Consider the following 18,632-nt stretch of genomic DNA (forward strand, 5'->3'; position numbering starts at 1 on the left):
TCTCTCTTTTTAAATTGATTGTAAAGAGCGCCTAATGGCGCTCTTTTAGTTATGAGTTCCGTTTACTTAGGGTGACACCTTTATCTTGGTAACTACACCTTATAGCTCGCCATTACCTTTATCCTTAACCTAATAAGCTCGTCTTAGCAATTCCTAAAAAAGGCGAATCTCTACGGGATTAGTGCCTTAAGTAACAACTCTATATGTGGCTATAAAATACGCCCGCCCACAACATGCAGGCAATAACGATTGATAGAAAAACCCCTGCCGATGCTAGGTCTTTTGCCAGCCCTGATAGTGCATGAAATTCTGTGCCTATTCTATCGACGGTAACTTCAATGGCCGTATTGATTATTTCGGCAAATAAAATGAAAAAAATGGAAAACATTAAAATTGCCCGTTCAAGTAAAGGGATTGACCAAAACGCAAGTACCACGAATGCCAAAACAGTTAGGCTTAGCTCCTGTTTAAATGCAGCTTCGTTCTTAGTAAGCCAACTAAATGCTCGAAGTGAATTCTTTAGAGCCTTAAATACTCGAAGCAAACCTTTTGGCTTGTTGGTTGGGTCGAAGTGCGCGGTGGTACTTACCACACGGTTTGATTCATTTAGGCTTCGCATTGTTTAAAGATATCCATAGTGGGTTGGTATGTAATACTCTTGACACTTGATAAACCAAGTAACGTGTCAAATAAGTTGTCTTGAGAGTAAGGATGGTTGGCTAAGTTTTTAATACAATTTCGGTAGTCTGAATCTTCGAATTTCGACGCCCAAAAAAGCATAGGAATATGAGTTTGTTCTTGCGGTGCAATTTGATAAGGAAATCCATGCAGATAGAGTCCTTTTTCACCTAAGGATTCACCGTGATCGGATAGATATAGCATAGAAGCGTTTGGCACATTTCTTAATGTTCTAACAATCTCACCAAGTACAAAGTCAGTGTATGCAATAGTGTTGTCATAGGTATTGAGAAGCGCTTGTGACTCACAATTTTGAATGTCACTTCTAGGGCATTCAGGAGAAAACTTCGCAAATTCAGTGGGATACCTCCGAAAATAAGTGGGGCCATGAGAGCCAATCATATGAAGAACAATAACTCTATTACTTTCCGCAGGTATTGATAAAACGTCCTTCAAAAGCGCGTTTAGCAAAACGTCATAGCAAAAATCACCGTCACATAAACTAGGGTCTCGGGACGGGTCAAATGCAATAGTTTCAATTCGTTTGCACACCCCCTTGCAGCTACTATTATTGTCTATCCATGTCACGTCAGCGCCAGCTCGGTGTATGATATCAAGCACATTATCCTGACTTTCCGCAATGCGAACATCATAGCTTTGCCTTGAAAGTCGAGAAAACATACAGGGTACTGACACCGCAGTAGCGGTCCCGCATGAGGTCACGTCGTTGAAACTTACCGCGCCTATGTCGTTCATAAAGGGCGTGGTGTTTCTGCTATAGCCATTACTGGCAAACTTGTCTGCCCTTGCTGTTTCTCCAACAACCAGTACAGTCGTAGAAGGCAAAGCGTTATTTCTATTTATTATAGAAGGTGTCTTGTCCAGTACCTTGTAAGGAAGTGGCGGATAAAGGTAGGTGTCTCTGAGATATTTGTAGCCAGAATCGTAAAATGCATACGGGATAATATATTTGGCTAAATCTTTGTTATTTCTACCCACCGCAGCATAGTCTTTATAAAGGCCGGCAGCAATAATGATTATTCCTACCACTGCTAATACGTTGAGCTTAAGTAAGTGCTTAACTCTAGCAACTAATTTTCCATTAATTTCCTGATTAAAGACGGCAACAACGGGCACCAATCCTAACAAGAAGAAAAAGAGTAAAAGCGTTGAGTTTAGATAGGCAAATGCTTCACCAGAATTGGTCTCCATCACATTTTGAATCATACTCTTATCAAATATCACGCCGTAAGCGACCGTACCGTATAAAAGAAGTGAACTGACTAACAGCGTCACTGCCACTGTCAATCTTGGCAAGAGAATGGCGCCTAATAGGCTAAGGGCGATGATATTGAAAAAGGTAAGCAACAATGGAACGGACAGAAGAAATATCCACTGGCTTACTGTGGTTGGTAGCACAGCATGATAGACATTTGAAATAAAAGGGAAGTTGAATACCAGCGTTATTGAGACTGATGCTATAAAAACAAAATTGGCTAATGAAGGATTTAAATTTAACGAACGTGGAAATTTCAAAGTCAGTTCTCTTGTGTACTACTTGCAGCACAAGGTAACTTTCAAAACTTAAATAAAGCTTAAGCAAAACTTTGGGATTAGCGTTAATGGGAATTTTTATCTAGAACCAACAATTCCAGATGGTTTCCCATTGCAACTATTTGTTATACATAGAGAAACGGCGTGCAGTTGCACAAAAAGCTTCCTAAGCCGTCACTTTCTATCGTTAATTAATTCAATATTATTCTCGCCTTCAGTTTATCTTAAGATTGAGATCATAACCTTAGCGAGGAATAAAAATCGACCAATGAAACATGAGAATACTCCTTGTAGAAGATTCATTGTCTTTGAGAAATAGCCTGAGCTTAGGTCTAGAAAAACTTGGCCATTCAGTTGATTTAGCTGCCACAGGGCCCGATGGTTTGAGTATGGCGCTTCTTGGTAGCTACGACATTATTGTATTAGACCGCATGCTGCCAGAGCTTGATGGAATGGCTATTTTAAAAGCGCTAAGAAAGAGACGAATGGAGACTAAAGTACTTATTTTGTCTGCGCGAGCCGAACCAGCAGAAAGAGTAGAAGGTTTACTAGCAGGCGCCGATGATTACCTCTCTAAGCCTTTTTCATTTGAAGAGTTGTCAGCGCGACTTCTCAGTTTGATGAGACGGGGCGTGACAAACTGTATCAACGATCAAATTACCATTAATGGGTTGATATTGGATATTCAGGCCAAGTCTTTTTTATTAGGGGACCAAATTATTGGTTTAACGCCGAATGAATACCGAATAATAGAGTGCATGTTCCTCAACAAAGGCAAGGTCGTCACATCAGAAAAGTTAAGTGAATTTATTTCCGGTAGTTATGATCATATCTCAAAAAATGCAATTGAAGCGCATCTCTCTTCAGCGCGAAAAAAAGTAAGGGCGTGTGGCGCTACACTCCCCATTAAAAGCAAGCGGGGCTTTGGCTACGTCGTGTTGGACGGCGATGAAGTCAATACGTAAAACCTTAACACGACGCCTTTCAATCACTATTTCGTTGCTAGTAATTGTCGTTTTACTCGCCGCAGATATCGGAGTAGATACCTGGGTTCAAAGAGAGTTTAATCAAGGTTTAAAAGCCAAAGTTGGCATGCTTCAGAGCTTAGTTAATGAGAATTTAGACGGCGTTGAGTTTGAGTTCGCTGGCGAGTATTTCCCAGAGTTCGAGGGTGCTTCTTCTCCAGAATACTTTCAATTGTGGTACAAAGGGCAGGTTTTCGAAAAGTCGGAATCCCTTGCACTGTACACTGTTGACGAGCTGCCGTTTGAAAACTTAAGTTTAAACGAGGCGGTGATTAACGACATTACGCTGCCAGATGGTCGTTCCGGGCGTATTATTCACACCAAATACGTGCCTCAAATTGACTCTGAAGGCCGCGAAGCATTCTATAATGTACGAGGCGAAGAGCAGCGCGACGCCATGGTTATCGCATACGCAACCTCCACTGAACTGTTGAATTTTACTCTTTGGTTTATCGATATCGCATTTTTAGTGGCGCTTATTGTAATTCCGTTAATGGTAAGATTCGTCGTGCGCAACACGGTGTCTTACGCGTTGGCACCACTTGATGCATTAAACAACAATATAAGAACTCTAAGGTTTACTGCCACAGATAAGCACGAAGCATTCTCTACAAACGTTTCAGAACTAGAGCCAATCGTCAGCAGCTTGAACCATTTTATAAACGATAACTACGCCCTATACCTTAGAGAGAAAAGACTTACCTCTGACATTGCTCACGAACTTAAAACGCCGGTTTCTGAACTTATCAACCTGGCGGAAGTTGCGATGAAGTTTCCGGGAGAGGAGCGACTCGAAAAAGATTTTAAACCGCAGATTCTTCGCATTGGTGTGCGAATGAAAAACATCATTTCAGGTTTGATGTTAATTCAAAAGCACAGTGTCAAGCAGACTCAATTAAACGACCTTATTAATATTGAAGAGCTCGTTGCTCAAGTTGTTGCAAGCAAAGCGGTAGATAATATTAATGTGGTTGCGAAAGAAAGGAGCGACGTGGTTATTCACTCTAACCGAATTGCGGTGGAGTCTATATTTAGCAACTTGTTAGACAATGCTATTGAGCATGGAAAGCATTGTGAGCCGATAAGCGTGTATATAGGCAAAACGCAATCAGGACGGGGCCAAATAGAAGTGACAAATATAACGCATACTGAAATGGATGAAAGTGATCTAAGACATATGTTCGAACCCTTGTGGCAAAAGGATGCATCACGTACATCGGAAGACAACTTTGGTCTAGGGCTTTCAATAGTAAGTGCATTGTGCAGTGCGATTGGGGCAGACGTATCGGTAGATAAGTTGGACCATAACCACATCTCTTTTTCTGTGATTTTCAAAAGGTCTCTTAATAATACATGCTGTTAAAATGCGTTATTGCTTGCTGTAAAACGATATGACGTACACTGCCACGCTCTGGAGCTCTAAGTTTGTTTTTAACAAATACGTGCAATCGCTTATTGCCTGCGTTTACTAGCAAGAATGTTTCTTGTAAAAGCGTAATCGCCTGTGTAGCATAACGCCGCAATTTTCCTTATATAATTGAATTTCTGGAATAATCATCGGTGAATAATCATCAGTACATGAAGCAGTACACCATATACGCATTAATTGCGTTGTTGTTTACTTGCTTATCTGGACTTAAACAGGATTACAAGCCGATCACGTTTAAGCATCATTTTGATGCTTCTATCTCAGAATATTCATTTGAATTTGATACTGAGGAAAGTGCGCCGGAAGAGCCCGTCCCGCCACAAAATGTTGTGCTGGATTACCTTACGGACTCCTTCACGGATACCGCAAAACCACGTCCGCGTGGGCTTTTCAAAACATCCCTTAACTACGCAACGCCGTTAACCCGAGCGCCGCCTATTGCTTAGTTTTTTAGGTTTAGCGGTTATTGGCTACCTAAAAAACACGTTAATTCGATATTCCTAACAACGCGCCAGCGCTTTGCTGGATGTTTTTGCGTGCTTAATTATCAGCGGTGAACCTATTTGCTGAAAGCGCGCTAGTGGCATGCTGTCTTTTTATAAGGCATGTCACGATTAGCCTTTTTATTACGAATTTACATTATGAGCAAAAAAGCACTTCTTGCAGTAAGCATTGTTTCCGCACTTTTAGGTGGTTGTGGACATGAAGAACATGTTGCACATCACGAAAAACTTCAATTCAACGTTACTCATCCTATCGTACAAGACACAACGCTGGTAAAAGAGTACGTCAGTCAGATACGTGCCATTCAACATATTGAAGTTAGAGCTATGGAAAAAGGCTATCTTCAATCGACCTTTGTTGATGAGGGACAAACGGTAGAACGTGGTCAGCCCATGTTCAAAATAATGCCGAACGTATATGAAGCTGAACTACACCGCGCTGAAGCCGAGGCTAAAGCGGTCGAGATGGAGTACAAAAATACAAAGTCGCTTGTTGAACAAAACATTGTTTCTCCTAACGAACTCGCCGTTATTGAAGCACAGCTTCAAAAAGCTCAGGCTGAAGTTGAACTGGCAAAGACTCATCTAGCGTTTACTGACGTTAAAGCACCGTTCACTGGCAAAATGGACCGACTGGAAGCTCGAACGGGAAGTCTGCTTGATGAGGGTGAACTGCTCACCACATTGTCTGATATCAGCACAATGTGGGTGTATTTCAATGTGCCTGAATCAGAGTATTTAAAGTACGCGCAGAACAGCGCATCAAATGAGCAAACTTCAGTGCGATTAAAGCTTGCCGATGGCAGTATTTACGCGCATCAAGGCGTGATAGATGCTATTGAAGCCGATTTTGATAATCACACTGGTACCATCGAAATGCGTGCGTCTTTCCCTAATCCTGACCAACTGCTAAGACATGGGCAGACCGGTAATGTCATGGTGGATATTGCCTATCCGGATGCTTTAGTTATTCCTCAGAAAGCCACATTCGAAATTCTCGATCAAAGCTTTGTGTATGTGCTGGATAGCGAGAACAAGTTAGCAACCCGCCACATTAACATCGCTGCAGAACTCCCTAACATCTATCTGGTTTCAGACGGACTAGCGCCGGACGACACTATTTTGATTGAAGGACTGCGAAGAGTTTCGAACGGCGATGAGATAGAGCCGGAACTTATTTCAGCCAGCGACACATTAGCTGAACTGTCACTGCACGCAGAATAAGGGGGAGCTATGTTTGGAGTTTTTATTAAACGTCCAGTGATGGCCATCATGCTATCGCTGATGATTATATTTTTGGGCGTGTTGTCGGTGTTTAGCCTGCCCACGTCACAGTTTCCAGATATTGCTCCGCCGCGAGTGCTTATTTCTCTGGCATATCCCGGTTCGAGCGCTGATGTATTGGTGAAGTCATCGCTGGTTACCATTGAGCGTTCAATCAACGGTGTGCCGGGCATGAAGTACATCGTGTCTGATGCGACCAGTGCGGGTGAAGCCACTATTCAAGTTATCTTCGATTTAGATGTGGATCCGAATCAGGCGTTAATTAATGTGAAAACGCGGCTTGACCAGATCATGAACCGGCTGCCCCAGCTCGTGCAGTTAGAAGGGGTGGTACTAGAGCGGGTTCAGCCTAGCATGTTGATGTACATAAACGTTTATAGCACGGACGAAACGGCTGATGAAAAGTTTCTGTACAACTATTCCAATATCAACCTTATCCCAGAGATACAGCGGGTAAACGGTATTGCCAGTGCAAAAATATTGGGAAGCCGCCAGTACGCCATGCGAATTTGGCTGAAGCCCGATCGCATGCGTGCTTACAATGTTTCTGTAGATGAGATCATGGAATCGATAGACGAGCAAAGCTTGATTGGACGCCCTGGACGACTTGGCAGAAGCTCAGGCATTACTGCTCAGTCCAAAGAATACGTGCTTATTTACGAAGGACGTTACGACGAGCCTGAAGAATATAAAAATATCATTATTCGCGCCGATTCCGACGGTCGCTTGCTCAAATTAGGTGACATCGCCGATGTTGAGTTAAGCAGTGAATTCTTCGATATCTATTCAAACAAAGACGGATATCCTTCCGCTGCCATAGTACTTAAGCAGAACTACGGAAGTAGTGCCAACGAGGTTATTTCTCAGGTGAAAGCCACTATGGCTGAACTAGAAAAAACGTTTCCAGAAGGCATGAAGTACGAAATCAACTACGATGTTTCCAAGTTTCTAGATGCCTCTATTGAACAAGTGCTGCATACCTTGTTTGAAGCCTTTATTTTGGTTTCCTTGGTGGTGTTCATCTTTCTGGGTGACTGGCGCTCCACACTTATCCCGCTTCTTGCTGTGCCGGTTTCACTGGTTGGGACGTTTTTCTGCATGCAGGCCACAGGGGTGAACATAAATCTTATTACTCTGTTCGCTCTCGTATTAGCGATAGGGATTGTGGTGGATAACGCTATTGTTATCGTGGAGGCCGTTCACGCGAAAATGGAAGAAAGCAGCAGCCTAACCCCTTATATGGCGACCCAACAAGTACTGGGTGAAATGGGGGGAGCTATTATCGCGATTACACTTGTGATGACGGCGGTTTTTGTGCCCCTTATTTTTATGACGGGCCCGGTAGGTGTCTTCTATCGCCAGTTCTCTATTACCATGTCATCGTCAATTATCATCTCGTGTATTGTGGCGCTTTCATTAACGCCAGTGCTGTGTGCAATGTTGCTTAAAAACCCCCATTCACACACAAGAAAGGCAACGCCATTAAGCAAGTTTATCGACGGGTTTAATTATTATTTCAACAAGTTAACCGGTCGTTATACAGGCATTGTCAAAGCTATCGTTACGCGCCGCAGTGTTACTATAGTGCTGCTTGCGGGCTTTGTGGTAAGTACCTTTGGCGTTAATCAGGCATTACCTACAGGCTTTATTCCCGGTGAAGACCAAGGGCAAATCTATGCCATTATTCAAACACCGCCAGGCAGTACCCTTGAAGCGACGAATACAGTAGCGCGAGAGCTGCAAAGCTTGGCGCTGGACGTTGAAGGCGTCTCCTCGGTGTCCTCGCTTGCTGGCTACGAAATCCTCACGGAAGGACGAGGCTCAAATGCAGGTACCTGCTTGATTAACCTTGAAGATTGGGCTAATCGCGAACAGTCGGTACGTGAAATTATTGAAGAACTAGAAGCCAAAACACACCACTTAGGTGCAGTAATTGAATACTTCGAACCACCTGTTGTGCCGGGTTATGGCGCGTCGTCGGGGTTATCATTCCGTTTACTCGATAAAACCAACACAACCGACTATCAAGAGTTCGACCAAATCAACAAAGCCTTCATGGAAGAACTAGGCAAACGCGATGAGCTAAAAGGTTTGTTTACTTTTTATGCTGCCGATTATCCTCAATACAAAATTGAGATAGATAACCAAGCTGCAATGCAGAAAGGGGTATCTATTGGCGCCGCCATGGAGAATTTGAATATTCTTATTGGTAGTACTTACGAGCAAGGTTTCACGCGTTTTAATAACTTCTTCAAAGTGTACACACAAAGTGCACCGGAATATCGTCGTTATCCCAGCGATTTATTGGATTACTACGTGAAAAACGAAGAGGGTGAAATGGTGCCTTACTCTGCTTTTATGAAGCTGATCAAAACCCAAGGCCCTAATGAAATTACACGCTACAACCTTTATACCTCGGCAGCAATTCGTGCAGAGCCTGCAGCAGGGTATACCTCGGCGCAAGCGATAAAAGCAGTTGAGGAAGTAGCGGCTGCCACCTTGCCAAAAGGATATGACATAGGTTGGGAAGGCCTGTCATTTGACGAAGCTAAACGAGGCAATGAAGCTATCGTTATCTTTGCCGTAGTATTGTTGTTTGTATATATCGTACTGGCATCACAGTACGAGAGTCTGCTTCTACCTTTCGCGGTTATTCTTTCGCTACCTACTGGTATTCTTGGCTCATTCCTGTTTTTAAAAGGTATGGGGCTGGCCAATGACGTTTATGCTCAGCTTGGTTTGGTTATGCTGGTTGGGTTACTTGGTAAAAACGCCGTATTGATAGTGGAATACGCAGTGCAAAAAAATCAGCAGGGCTTGTCAATTGCCGACGCGGCAGTTGAAGCGGCCAAACAGCGCTTTCGTCCAATCCTAATGACATCGTTCTCGTTTGTAGCAGGGCTAATTCCGCTTGTTATTGCAACGGGGGCAGGCGCAGTGGGAAATAGAACTATCGGTGCTTCTGCCTTAGGCGGTACTTTGTTCGGCACTATTTTTGGTGTGCTGGTTATTCCTGGGCTTTACTACTTGTTCGCCAAACTTGAAGAAGGTAAGTCATTAATCAAAAACGAAGATCATGTCCCTCTTACTGAAACTTACCACTATAACGATGAGGTGCTAAGCGATGACAAATAAAAAGCGATTTACCTATAAGCCGCTGTGGTTAGCGCTTAGTAGTGCGTTGTTAGTACAGGCATGTGCTATTCCTACCATTGAAACGCGAAACCCTAACCTGGATTTGCCAGAGCAGTTTAACGCGAAAGTTTCGCAAGTGGATACTCAGGCTGGTCAAGGGATTAACCAGAGTACACAAGCAAATATTCAATGGAGTGAGTGGTTTAACGACCCTACGCTTTCTTCGCTGGTGGAAACGGCGGTTAAGAACAACCAGGAGGTGTCTATATTAATTCAACGCATTAATATGGCGTCGAATGAAGTGTATGCACGAGAAGGGGAATATTTGCCTCGACTCTCTGCGGGGGGAGCCGCTGAAACCGAAAAGGTTGGCGAATATACCCGGGAAGGCGCAGTAGAAGAGCAGTTAAATATCAAGGAGGATAAAGAATTTCCTGACCCGCTGGCAAACCTAAAGCTAGGCCTTAATGCGTCGTGGGAAATTGACGTTTGGCATAAGCTGAGAGATGCGTCTAAAGTGGCCTCGCTTGAATATTTGGCGTCGGTTGAAAGTAAGAACTTTTTCGTTACCCAGTTAGTATCTGAAGTTGCGCGTACTTACTATGAACTGCTGGCACTAGATAACAAGCTAGAGAACCTCGACTCAACCATTTCGCTACAGCGTAATGTTATTCACACTATTAATGCGTTGAAAGAATACGGGCGGGCGTCATCGCTACCCGTTGCGCGCTTTAACGCGGAAGTGAAGAAAAACGAGAGCGAGCGTTACTTGATTGAGCAGGAAATCCTAGAGAAAGAGAACACGCTCAATCTGTTATTAGGACGCACTCCACAGCCCATTCAAAGGGATAGTAACGTGTTACTTGATGCTAAAATCATCAACCCGCAGGTAGGTGTACCCTCTGCGCTATTAGACAATCGCCCGGATATAAAACAAGCAGCACTCATGCTCCAGGCGGCAGAGTTAAATATCGAAGTGGCTAAAGCCAACTTCTACCCATCTTTTGAGCTAAAAGCAGGGTTAGGTTTATCGGCGTTTGATAGTCGCTACTTGTTTAATGTGCCTGAGTCATTGGCATATTCATTATCTGGTGATGTTTTTGCGCCATTAATAAACCGCAGGGCGATTGAGGCGGTTTATCAAAATGCCAGCGCCGAACAAATTGAAGCGGCTTACGAATATGAACTGACCGTTTTAACGGCGGTAGCTGAAGTAACAAACAGTTTGTCGAAGCTCGATAATTTGGAGAAAAGTGCTGAAGCAAGGCGTCATCAAATTGCTTCACTCGAACAGTCGATTGATATTGCCAATAGGCTTTTTTCGTCAGCTCATGGTGAATATTTAGAGGTGCTGCTTGCACAGCGAGAGGCACTGGAAGCGCGTAGCGAGTTTATAGAAACTCGTCAGCAGCAAATGGCCGCACTGGTCGATTTGTATCAGGCACTCGGAGGCGGATGGCAGTCTTAAAATAACTAGGAGAGCGTTAGCTCTCCTTTTTTTTGCCTTTATCAAAAGCTGCCGGTGAATTTCAGACTCAACGTGTGACAAAAGCAGAACGCATGCGGTGTTAAATGTTAACGCGTAAAGTTAAAGCGTGAAAAAAAGCGCTCAGCTTCGTCACTATCAAAATCATAGCCATTATTCGTCATCGCTTCCAAAGCATCTTCTACCGTTTCGTAAAAGCCATAAGGAACCTCGGCAGCGTCGTAGCACTGAGAAATCTGATGCTTAGTTGTGAGCATAATGTCGGTATCTAATATCACCACGGCAAGAAACGACAGGCCGCGGGTTTTTCTTACACGAGTTTGTTTTACAAAAATATCAAAGGTGGAAGGGGGCATCAGGCTTTCACCGTAAAGGCAGCTTACTTGTGCCCATTTAGTGCCCTTTTCGAATTTTGAAATGTCAGAAGACATCTTAATTACGCCATTTCTCATGGTTTCGTCATTCCACGGTCCGCGCGCTGAGAAGAGCAGCAACTGACCGCTTACGCTACATTCAAACTCGCCGTGTGAATTATTCATGGGCACTCCTTTTACGCCTTGTATAGAAGTTATCATTTTATCGCTATCACGCTACTAACCATTCGGCCAAAGCCAACGCCCCTGTGTACTGCGCTTAATCGCCTAGCGATGTCGCTCAACGTTTAATCTTTATTGGCTGAATATATTCAGTAATATGGAGACGATAAATGCATCACTACAACGTGATCACCCCATAAAAAGAACGGATAAGAACAAATAGATTAAGGTGAGATATGTCTTTTACGAGAAATCACAGGTACCCGTCAGTCAAAAAGCGGTTTGCTATATGGGCTGCACTATTTAGCGTAGGCACGCTAGCTATGCCATCCACAGCGCTTGCAAGCAATGAGAGAGAATCTCTTACTACCGACTCTGAACGCTATTTTAAATCGGAAGATATTTTCAATTTAGAATACGTGAGCGAAGTTCAAGTATCGCCAAACGGTAAATATATCGCCTATGTACGTCGCTCGAACGACATCATGTCTGACAGCAGTCGCGCGAACGTCTGGCTAGCGTCTGTGGATGGCAAATCTCATCGCCCTCTACTGTCATCTAAAAAGAGTTACTATTCTATTCGCTGGTCACCAGACGGTAGTCGTTTGGCTTACCTTTCTAATGAAGAAGGTAAACCTCAGCTATACGTACGCTGGATGGACACAGGGCAAACGGCACTCGTCACTAATGTCACTTCAAGTCCTAGCAACATCACATGGTCGCCAGACGGTAAGCATATTGCCTTTACCATGAGCGTAGATGCCAAGGAAAAGCCGCTAGACGTCAAAATGCCCAAAAAGCCTGACGGTGCAAAGTGGTCTCCTAGCTTTCAATATATTACTAAAGCCCGTTATCAAGCCGATGGACGCGGTGTTCTTGAGCCTGCTTATACCCATATTTTTGTTGTTCCTGCCGAGGGAGGCACCGCACGACAGCTCACTTCAGGTAACTATCATCACAACGGGCGTTTAAGCTTCTCTCCTAGTGGCAACAAAATTTATTTCTCTGCCAACCGCAGTGACAATTGGGAATATGAACCTGTTGAGGGGGATATCTTCTCTGTGGATATGATGGGTAATATCGCGCAGCTAACTAGCGAGAAAGGGCTCGAATCATCGCCCGTAGTATCGCCTGACGGAAAGCATATTGCTTACGCGCGTCGCGATGACGAAAAAGTGATGTACAAAAATAGCTATTTGTATGTGATGAAGAGCGATGGTACAGATGCTCAAAACTTAACAAAAGACATTGATAACTCGGTATCTAACTTTCATTGGAAAAATAATAAGCATATCTATTTTCAGCAATCGGTACGCGGCTTAGCGCAAATTGATGTGGTGTCTTTGTCAGGCAAAGTGAAAACAGTGGCTAGCGGTTTAGGTGGCACTACACTCGGTCGTCCTTACGTGTTTGGTACCTATCATGCGGTAGGTGATGTAGTGGCATACACCAAAGGACGAACCGATCGTCCTGCGGATCTATTTGTTACTACTCGAAGCGAGCGACAGCTTACAGCACTTAATGAAGACGTGCTGGGTCACAAGCAGTTGGGTGAAGTTAAAGAAATTGTCTATCAGTCTTCTATTGATGGTGAAGAAATTCAAGGTTGGTACATTCTGCCGCCAAACTATGACAGCACGAAAACCTACCCACTTATTTTGGAAATTCACGGCGGGCCAAATCTCGCCTATGGCCCTGTGTTTACTGCTGAGCTGCAGCGCATGGCAGCAGAGGGCTATGTGGTGTTTTACGACAACCATCGCGGCAGTACAGGTTATGGTGAACGCTTTGCACTATTACTTCAAGGGAAGTACAGCTCGGAGTATGACTTCTCAGATCATATGTCCGGCGTCGACGCGTTAATAGAAAAGGGAATAGCTGACCCAGAGCGCCTGTTTATAACGGGTGGTTCAGCAGGAGGGATTGCATCAGCCTATGCCATTGGCCTCACCAATCGATTCAAAGCCGCTGTGGTTGCTAAACCTGTTATTAACTGGCTATCGAAAGTACTGACTGCCGATTCAGGTCTTTATCAAATCCCTTTTCAATTTCCTGGCAAGCCTTGGGATAACGTAGAGCATTACTGGAAGCGCTCACCTTTGTCGCTAGTAGGAAACGTAACGACACCAACCATGTTGATTACCGGTGTGGAGGATAAACGCACGCCCATGTCTGAGACTGAGCAGTTTTATCAGGCTTTAAAGCTTCAAAAAGTGGATAGTGTACTGGTAAAAGTACCAGGTTCGCCTCACGGTATCGCATCAAAACCTTCAAGAATGATTGGTAAGGTTGAAAACATTCTGGCTTGGTTTAAAAAGTACGACATCGTACCGTCACAAAACACGCAAGTTGAAGCTAAATAGTTAGTTTGCTGGGGTTAAGAAAAGGTGGGGCTATTGCGTCGATTCAATCGGTTCAAGGCCCCATTTTTTTAATATCCGAGCGTATTCGCCATTTGCTTTTAAAATTGAGAGCGCATTTTTAATCGAAATCACTTTGTCTTGCTCAGTCTTTAGACCAGTGGCAACAAAAAGATCGGCACCTAATGCTTTGATGACATATTCGCTCGTTACGTCGTTTGGGTTAAACCCAGCGTCATTTATTTCGTATTTACCTGTCTCGAAATTTGCAAGAGCAAAGTCGATGCGTTCCATGTACAGAAGCTTCCACAATATTGCAGGTTTCGTGACCAACGCTAAGTTTCTATTTTCTTCAAAACCTTGCTGCTGCAAAAATGATGCTGAGCCATAGCCCCTAATCGATCCTATCCGAAAGTTTTTAGCATCGTCCAATGATGTGATATGTGCATTATCTTTTCGCTTTAGCCGAATGAGTGCAGCCTGCATATGATTAACTGCGCCTAGCCACTCAAACTGATCTTCTCGCTTTGGTGTTTTTAATAATGATAAGAGCACAAAATCTGGTTTTTCGTGAGTCTCCTGATAAGCTCGAGCCCATGGCATGTGCTCAAGAGAACTAGTAAATGGGAGCAGAGGTTTAAGCGCATTCGCAAGGTCTACGTTAACGCCCTGCGCCTTACCATTTTCGTCAATCCAATAATAGGGTGGCGTAATTTCGCTAAGAAAGTAGATATGGTTAGGCGTTGCATAGGCAGATGAATTTACAATTAACAACAGATAAATCCAGATACTACGAAACATGACGATTATTGAGAACCTATTATAAGAATGCGATTTGACTTTTTTTAATAAGGTAAAGCTAATGCGTAGTATACGATTTTTATAGACAAATAATACTCATATTTGCCTATAAAATGTGCATAACGGAGTTTTGGCAGGGGCGTGAAAGGCGCTGTTTGTCTATTCCACGGTGGGATGTAATTGCTCAATGTTAGGAACAATAGAGAGTTTCAAATCAAGGGCTTTCCAGTAATGGCTTTCTCGCAATAGATCAGCAGAGATAATCGGTTTTTCGTCGAGCCACCCCTCAGGGAAGGTGATGGTGAGTTCGCTCTTTTCCACATTCACTAAAAGTTCTGGAACAAAGCCTTCCTGGCGTTTGATATTCAACAACACGCCCAAGCGCAATAAAGCGATTAAGCGTTTTACCGCAAGATCGTCAAATAAGTTGAACGAAGGCAGTTCGTTAATGCGAATTTTCTTTCTGTGAAACCTGACCAATGTGGCTAGTAATAACTGTTGTTCTTGTGTAAACCCAGGCATATCCGTGTTGCCAAGTATATAAGCACTGTGTTTTTGAATGCCACGAGAGTTAATTTGCATGCCGACTTCATGAAGTAAAGCTGCCCATCCGAGCATGCTTTTAAAATCACGGCCTTTAAGCTTCCACACTTTTTCAACCTCGCGAAACAGCGTAAGTGTTGTGTTCAAAACCATGGTGGCTTGTGAGGTATCTACGTCATAGCGGGTGGCCAAACTACTGGCGGTTCTGCCGCGAATATCTGCGTGGTGCAACTCATCTTCCATTTGATAAAGAACACCCTCACGTAAGGCTGCTGGAGAATAGACTAAGCCTTCAATTTCCAGCGCTTTAAATACGGCGATAAGAATAGCGAGGCCGCCAGCGATAACTACGCGGCGATCTTCACTTAAATCAGGATAGCTAAGCTTGTCTATATGTCCTGCACTAATGAACTGCTTCATCAAGTTGCGCAAGCTCTTGAGCGTCACAGGTATATCGTGGCCATTCGGCCTGTCTTGCTGACAAAGAGTAAATAGTGAACGAATGGTACCTGATGTACCGATACACTGAACCCAACCTAATCTGCGATATTTGTTGTCGATTAACTCAAGTTCTTGTTGTGCCGCGGTAATGGCGCGATCAAAGGCTTTTGCCTTTAGCTCACCATCTGAAAAGAAGCGCTTGGTGTAGCTAACGCAGCCCATTTGAAGACTACGGCAGAGTAAGGGGGTGAAGCCTTCACCAATGACGAACTCGGTAGAACCACCACCGATGTCTATTACTAACTGCTGACCGTCTGCATGATTGGTATGGGCCACACCTGAGTATATAAGTCGCGCCTCTTCTACCCCCGAGATAACTTCAATAGGGTAGGGAAGAATGTCTTTTGCTGCATTAATAAAATCGCGAGCGTTTCTCGCCCTTCGCAACGTATGGGTCGCCACAATCCGCACTGAGTCAGGTTCAAAACCTTTCAGGCTCTCTGCTACCACTTTTAGCATAGCAAGCCCACGCTCCATCGCTTCATCAGACAATATATCGTCGTCGTTAAGACCTTCGGCCAAGCGAACCTTTTGTTTAACTCTATGCAGAATCTGCACAGACCCAGCAACAATGCGTGCTACTACTAAGTGAAAACTATTTGAGCCAATGTCTAGTGCTGCGACTTTATTGACTTCGCGGGTTTCCACGTCATTAAAAACTGATTCGTGCTGGGTCATGTACTAATTTTCTATCCTACAAAGTGTCTTCTAGCTTCTTCAAATAGTCATAAATGTCTATCTGAGAGCGAAGTTTTTTACGGTTACCCCTGCGAACGTACTTGTTGCTCTGATCCTTGTCAATCACTCGTGCTTTAAGGGTATCTTTAAATTGAAGCTCCATTATATCAACAATGCGCTGTTGAAGCCCTTTATCGTAAACAGGGCAACCTACTTCGATACGGTTATCCATATTCCGAGTCATCCAATCGGCCGATGAAATGTACACTTTTCTTTCGCCGCCGCCTTCAAATATCATCACGCGGGGGTGTTCAAGGAACCTATCAACAATAGAGATAATTTCGATGTTTTCACTTATTCCTTTTATCCCAGGATTCAGTGAGCACATACCGCGAACAATACCGCGAATTTTAACGCCAGCCTGGCTTGCGCGGTACAAATCATCGATAAGTTCTTTATCAACAAGGTTGTTAATTTTGAACGTGATCTGAGCTTTCTGTCCCTGATTTAAATGCTGAATTTCTTGACGAATCAGAGACTGAATTTTAGTTCTGGCATTTAGTGGCGATATTTGAAGGTGCTGAAATTTATAGCGTCTGTAAGGGTATTGAATGAGATCAAATACCGCGACGCCTTCATCTGCTAATTCTTGATTGCGGGTAAATAAGCTGTAATCGGTATAAATTTTTGCGGTTTTCTCGTTAAAATTACCTGTACCAAAATGCGCATAATTCACCAAGTTCCCCCGTTCTTCACGGGTCACAATACATAGTTTAGAGTGAATTTTAAGGGTAGGTACACCGAGCACTACGCGTATACCCGCATCCGTCATACGCTTAGACCATTCAATGTTGGCCTCTTCATCAAAGCGCGCGCGAAGTTCTACTACAACCGTTACTTTCTTACCGTTGTCCACCGCGTCAATCAACGAGTTTACAATGCGCGAATTACTCGCAACACGATAGATATTGATACGTATGGTTTTGACGTTCGGGTCGAAAGCTGCCTGACGTAAAAACTCGGTGAAGTGCAAAAAGCGATGATACGGGTAATAAAGCAAAATATCCCGTGCTGTAATGGCATCAAATACCGTGTTGTATTTCGAAAAGGCTTTACTGTCTATCGCAGGAAGTGTTGCATGCTCTAGATACTCTCGACCCACATTTGGAAAACCAATAAAGTCTTTAAAGTTGCGGTAGTGCCCAGCAGCATGCATGGTATCAAGCTTGGTGATTTTTAAGCGTTTGCGCAGGTCAGACTGCATATCCTCTGGCATGTCGGTATCGTAAATTACCCGCACAGGTTCAGCAATTAAACGCTGCTTCATACTTTCAGACATCTTCTCAACAAAGCTTTCGTCAATCTCTTCGTTAATCGAGTATTCAGCGTCACGTGTCATTTTGAACGAGAAGGCTTCGATTTCATCAAACTTAACAAAACCGCGAAATATGTCTTCGATACAGAGCTGAATCATGTCATCGAGCATAATGATGCTCTTCTTCTTTTTGCTCTTTTGTGGCGGTATTAACATGAAACGCGACATTTCAGTTGTTGGCACCTGAATCACAGCAAACCTTGGATTGCGGTCCTTCCTTCTAAGAGCAACGTAAAGGTATACCGATGTGCCGTTGAGTCGGCTGAGCAAGTCGGTTTTTTTATCAATTAGAATAGGGGCTATGTGGCGAAGCGCTTTGTTTACGAAAAAATTGCGAACCCACTGTTTCTGATAGTCATCAAGGTCATCTTTTCTGAGAATATGGATGTTGTAGCGAGCAAGCGCTTTAACAACTTCTTTATGTATTTGGTCAAATTTTTCAGAAAGGTGTACTACTTTCTTCTGAATTTGCGCCATTAAGCCGATGAGTCGCTCTGCTTCTTCCTCGTTTCCATCATTTTGTGCGATGGTGATTTGTCGCTTAACGTCGGCGGCGCGAACGCGGTAGAATTCATCAAGGTTGTTTGAGTAAATGCCTAGAAAGCGAATTCGCTCTATTGCAGGGTTATTTTTATCCGCTGCTTCTTGAAGTACTCGTTCATTGAATGCAAGCCAGCTTAATTCTTTGGGATAATATAAAACGTCGTTATCCATAATGTCTCATTTCACGTTCATAAAAATGGT

Annotated in this window: 13 protein-coding genes; 7 read left to right on the plus strand and 6 right to left on the minus strand. The window is 43.7% G+C overall.

What is annotated here, in order from left to right; all coding sequences use genetic code 11:
* Positions 1-199: 199 nt before the first annotated feature.
* Positions 200-619: a diacylglycerol kinase gene (locus GVO62_RS07670; RefSeq protein WP_159118445.1), complete on the minus strand. Its 420-nt coding sequence runs from the start codon at positions 617-619 to the stop codon at positions 200-202.
* Positions 607-2,214: a phosphoethanolamine transferase gene (locus tag GVO62_RS07675; protein ID WP_159118446.1), complete on the minus strand. Its 1,608-nt coding sequence runs from the start codon at positions 2,212-2,214 to the stop codon at positions 607-609. The genes GVO62_RS07670 and GVO62_RS07675 overlap by 13 nt, the downstream gene beginning before the upstream one ends.
* A 293-nt stretch (positions 2,215-2,507) precedes the next feature.
* On the opposite strand from GVO62_RS07675, the gene GVO62_RS07680 reads away from it, so the two are divergent.
* The 6 genes from GVO62_RS07680 to GVO62_RS07705 all read left to right on the plus strand — a co-directional run bounded on the left by GVO62_RS07680 (position 2,508) and on the right by GVO62_RS07705 (position 11,076).
* On the plus strand, positions 2,508-3,197 hold the full coding sequence (locus GVO62_RS07680; protein ID WP_159118447.1) for a response regulator transcription factor: 690 nt from the start codon (positions 2,508-2,510) through the stop codon (positions 3,195-3,197).
* Positions 3,181-4,620: a sensor histidine kinase gene (locus GVO62_RS07685; protein WP_159118448.1), complete on the plus strand. Its 1,440-nt coding sequence runs from the start codon at positions 3,181-3,183 to the stop codon at positions 4,618-4,620. The genes GVO62_RS07680 and GVO62_RS07685 overlap by 17 nt, the downstream gene beginning before the upstream one ends.
* A gap of 197 nt (positions 4,621-4,817) precedes the next feature.
* Entirely contained in the window at positions 4,818-5,132 is a 315-nt protein-coding gene (locus tag GVO62_RS07690) for a hypothetical protein (protein ID WP_236547099.1), read from the plus strand.
* 195 nt (positions 5,133-5,327) lie between these two features.
* Positions 5,328-6,413, plus strand: coding sequence for an efflux RND transporter periplasmic adaptor subunit (locus GVO62_RS07695; RefSeq protein ID WP_159118449.1), 1,086 nt, complete (start codon positions 5,328-5,330; stop codon positions 6,411-6,413).
* Positions 6,414-6,422: 9 nt separating this feature from the next.
* Entirely contained in the window at positions 6,423-9,608 is a 3,186-nt protein-coding gene (locus GVO62_RS07700; RefSeq protein ID WP_159118450.1) for an efflux RND transporter permease subunit, read from the plus strand.
* Entirely contained in the window at positions 9,598-11,076 is a 1,479-nt protein-coding gene (locus tag GVO62_RS07705) for a TolC family protein (protein ID WP_159118451.1), read from the plus strand. Before GVO62_RS07700 ends, GVO62_RS07705 begins: the two co-directional genes overlap by 11 nt.
* Positions 11,077-11,183: 107 nt before the next feature.
* Here GVO62_RS07705 and GVO62_RS07710 read toward each other — a convergent pair whose 3' ends face one another.
* Complete coding sequence (locus GVO62_RS07710) at positions 11,184-11,633, minus strand: hypothetical protein (RefSeq protein WP_159118452.1); 450 nt, start codon at positions 11,631-11,633, stop codon at positions 11,184-11,186.
* A 233-nt stretch (positions 11,634-11,866) separates the two neighbouring features.
* On the opposite strand from GVO62_RS07710, the gene GVO62_RS07715 reads away from it, so the two are divergent.
* Positions 11,867-13,993, plus strand: coding sequence for an alpha/beta hydrolase family protein (locus GVO62_RS07715; protein WP_159118453.1), 2,127 nt, complete (start codon positions 11,867-11,869; stop codon positions 13,991-13,993).
* 30 nt (positions 13,994-14,023) lie between these two features.
* Here GVO62_RS07715 and GVO62_RS07720 read toward each other — a convergent pair whose 3' ends face one another.
* The 3 genes from GVO62_RS07720 to ppk1 all read right to left on the minus strand — a co-directional run bounded on the left by GVO62_RS07720 (position 14,024) and on the right by ppk1 (position 18,602).
* Positions 14,024-14,791, minus strand: coding sequence for a substrate-binding periplasmic protein (locus tag GVO62_RS07720; protein ID WP_159118454.1), 768 nt, complete (start codon positions 14,789-14,791; stop codon positions 14,024-14,026).
* 159 nt (positions 14,792-14,950) lie between these two features.
* On the minus strand, positions 14,951-16,513 hold the full coding sequence (gene ppx / locus GVO62_RS07725; protein WP_159118455.1) for an exopolyphosphatase: 1,563 nt from the start codon (positions 16,511-16,513) through the stop codon (positions 14,951-14,953).
* A gap of 16 nt (positions 16,514-16,529) precedes the next feature.
* Positions 16,530-18,602 (minus strand): polyphosphate kinase 1, encoded by a 2,073-nt coding sequence (gene ppk1, locus GVO62_RS07730; protein ID WP_159118456.1) that lies wholly within the window; start codon positions 18,600-18,602, stop codon positions 16,530-16,532.
* Between the last annotated feature and the right edge of the window lie 30 nt (positions 18,603-18,632).

This window comes from Alteromonas sp. KUL150 (genome assembly GCF_009811475.1).
Classification (GTDB): domain Bacteria; phylum Pseudomonadota; class Gammaproteobacteria; order Enterobacterales; family Alteromonadaceae; genus Alteromonas; species Alteromonas gracilis.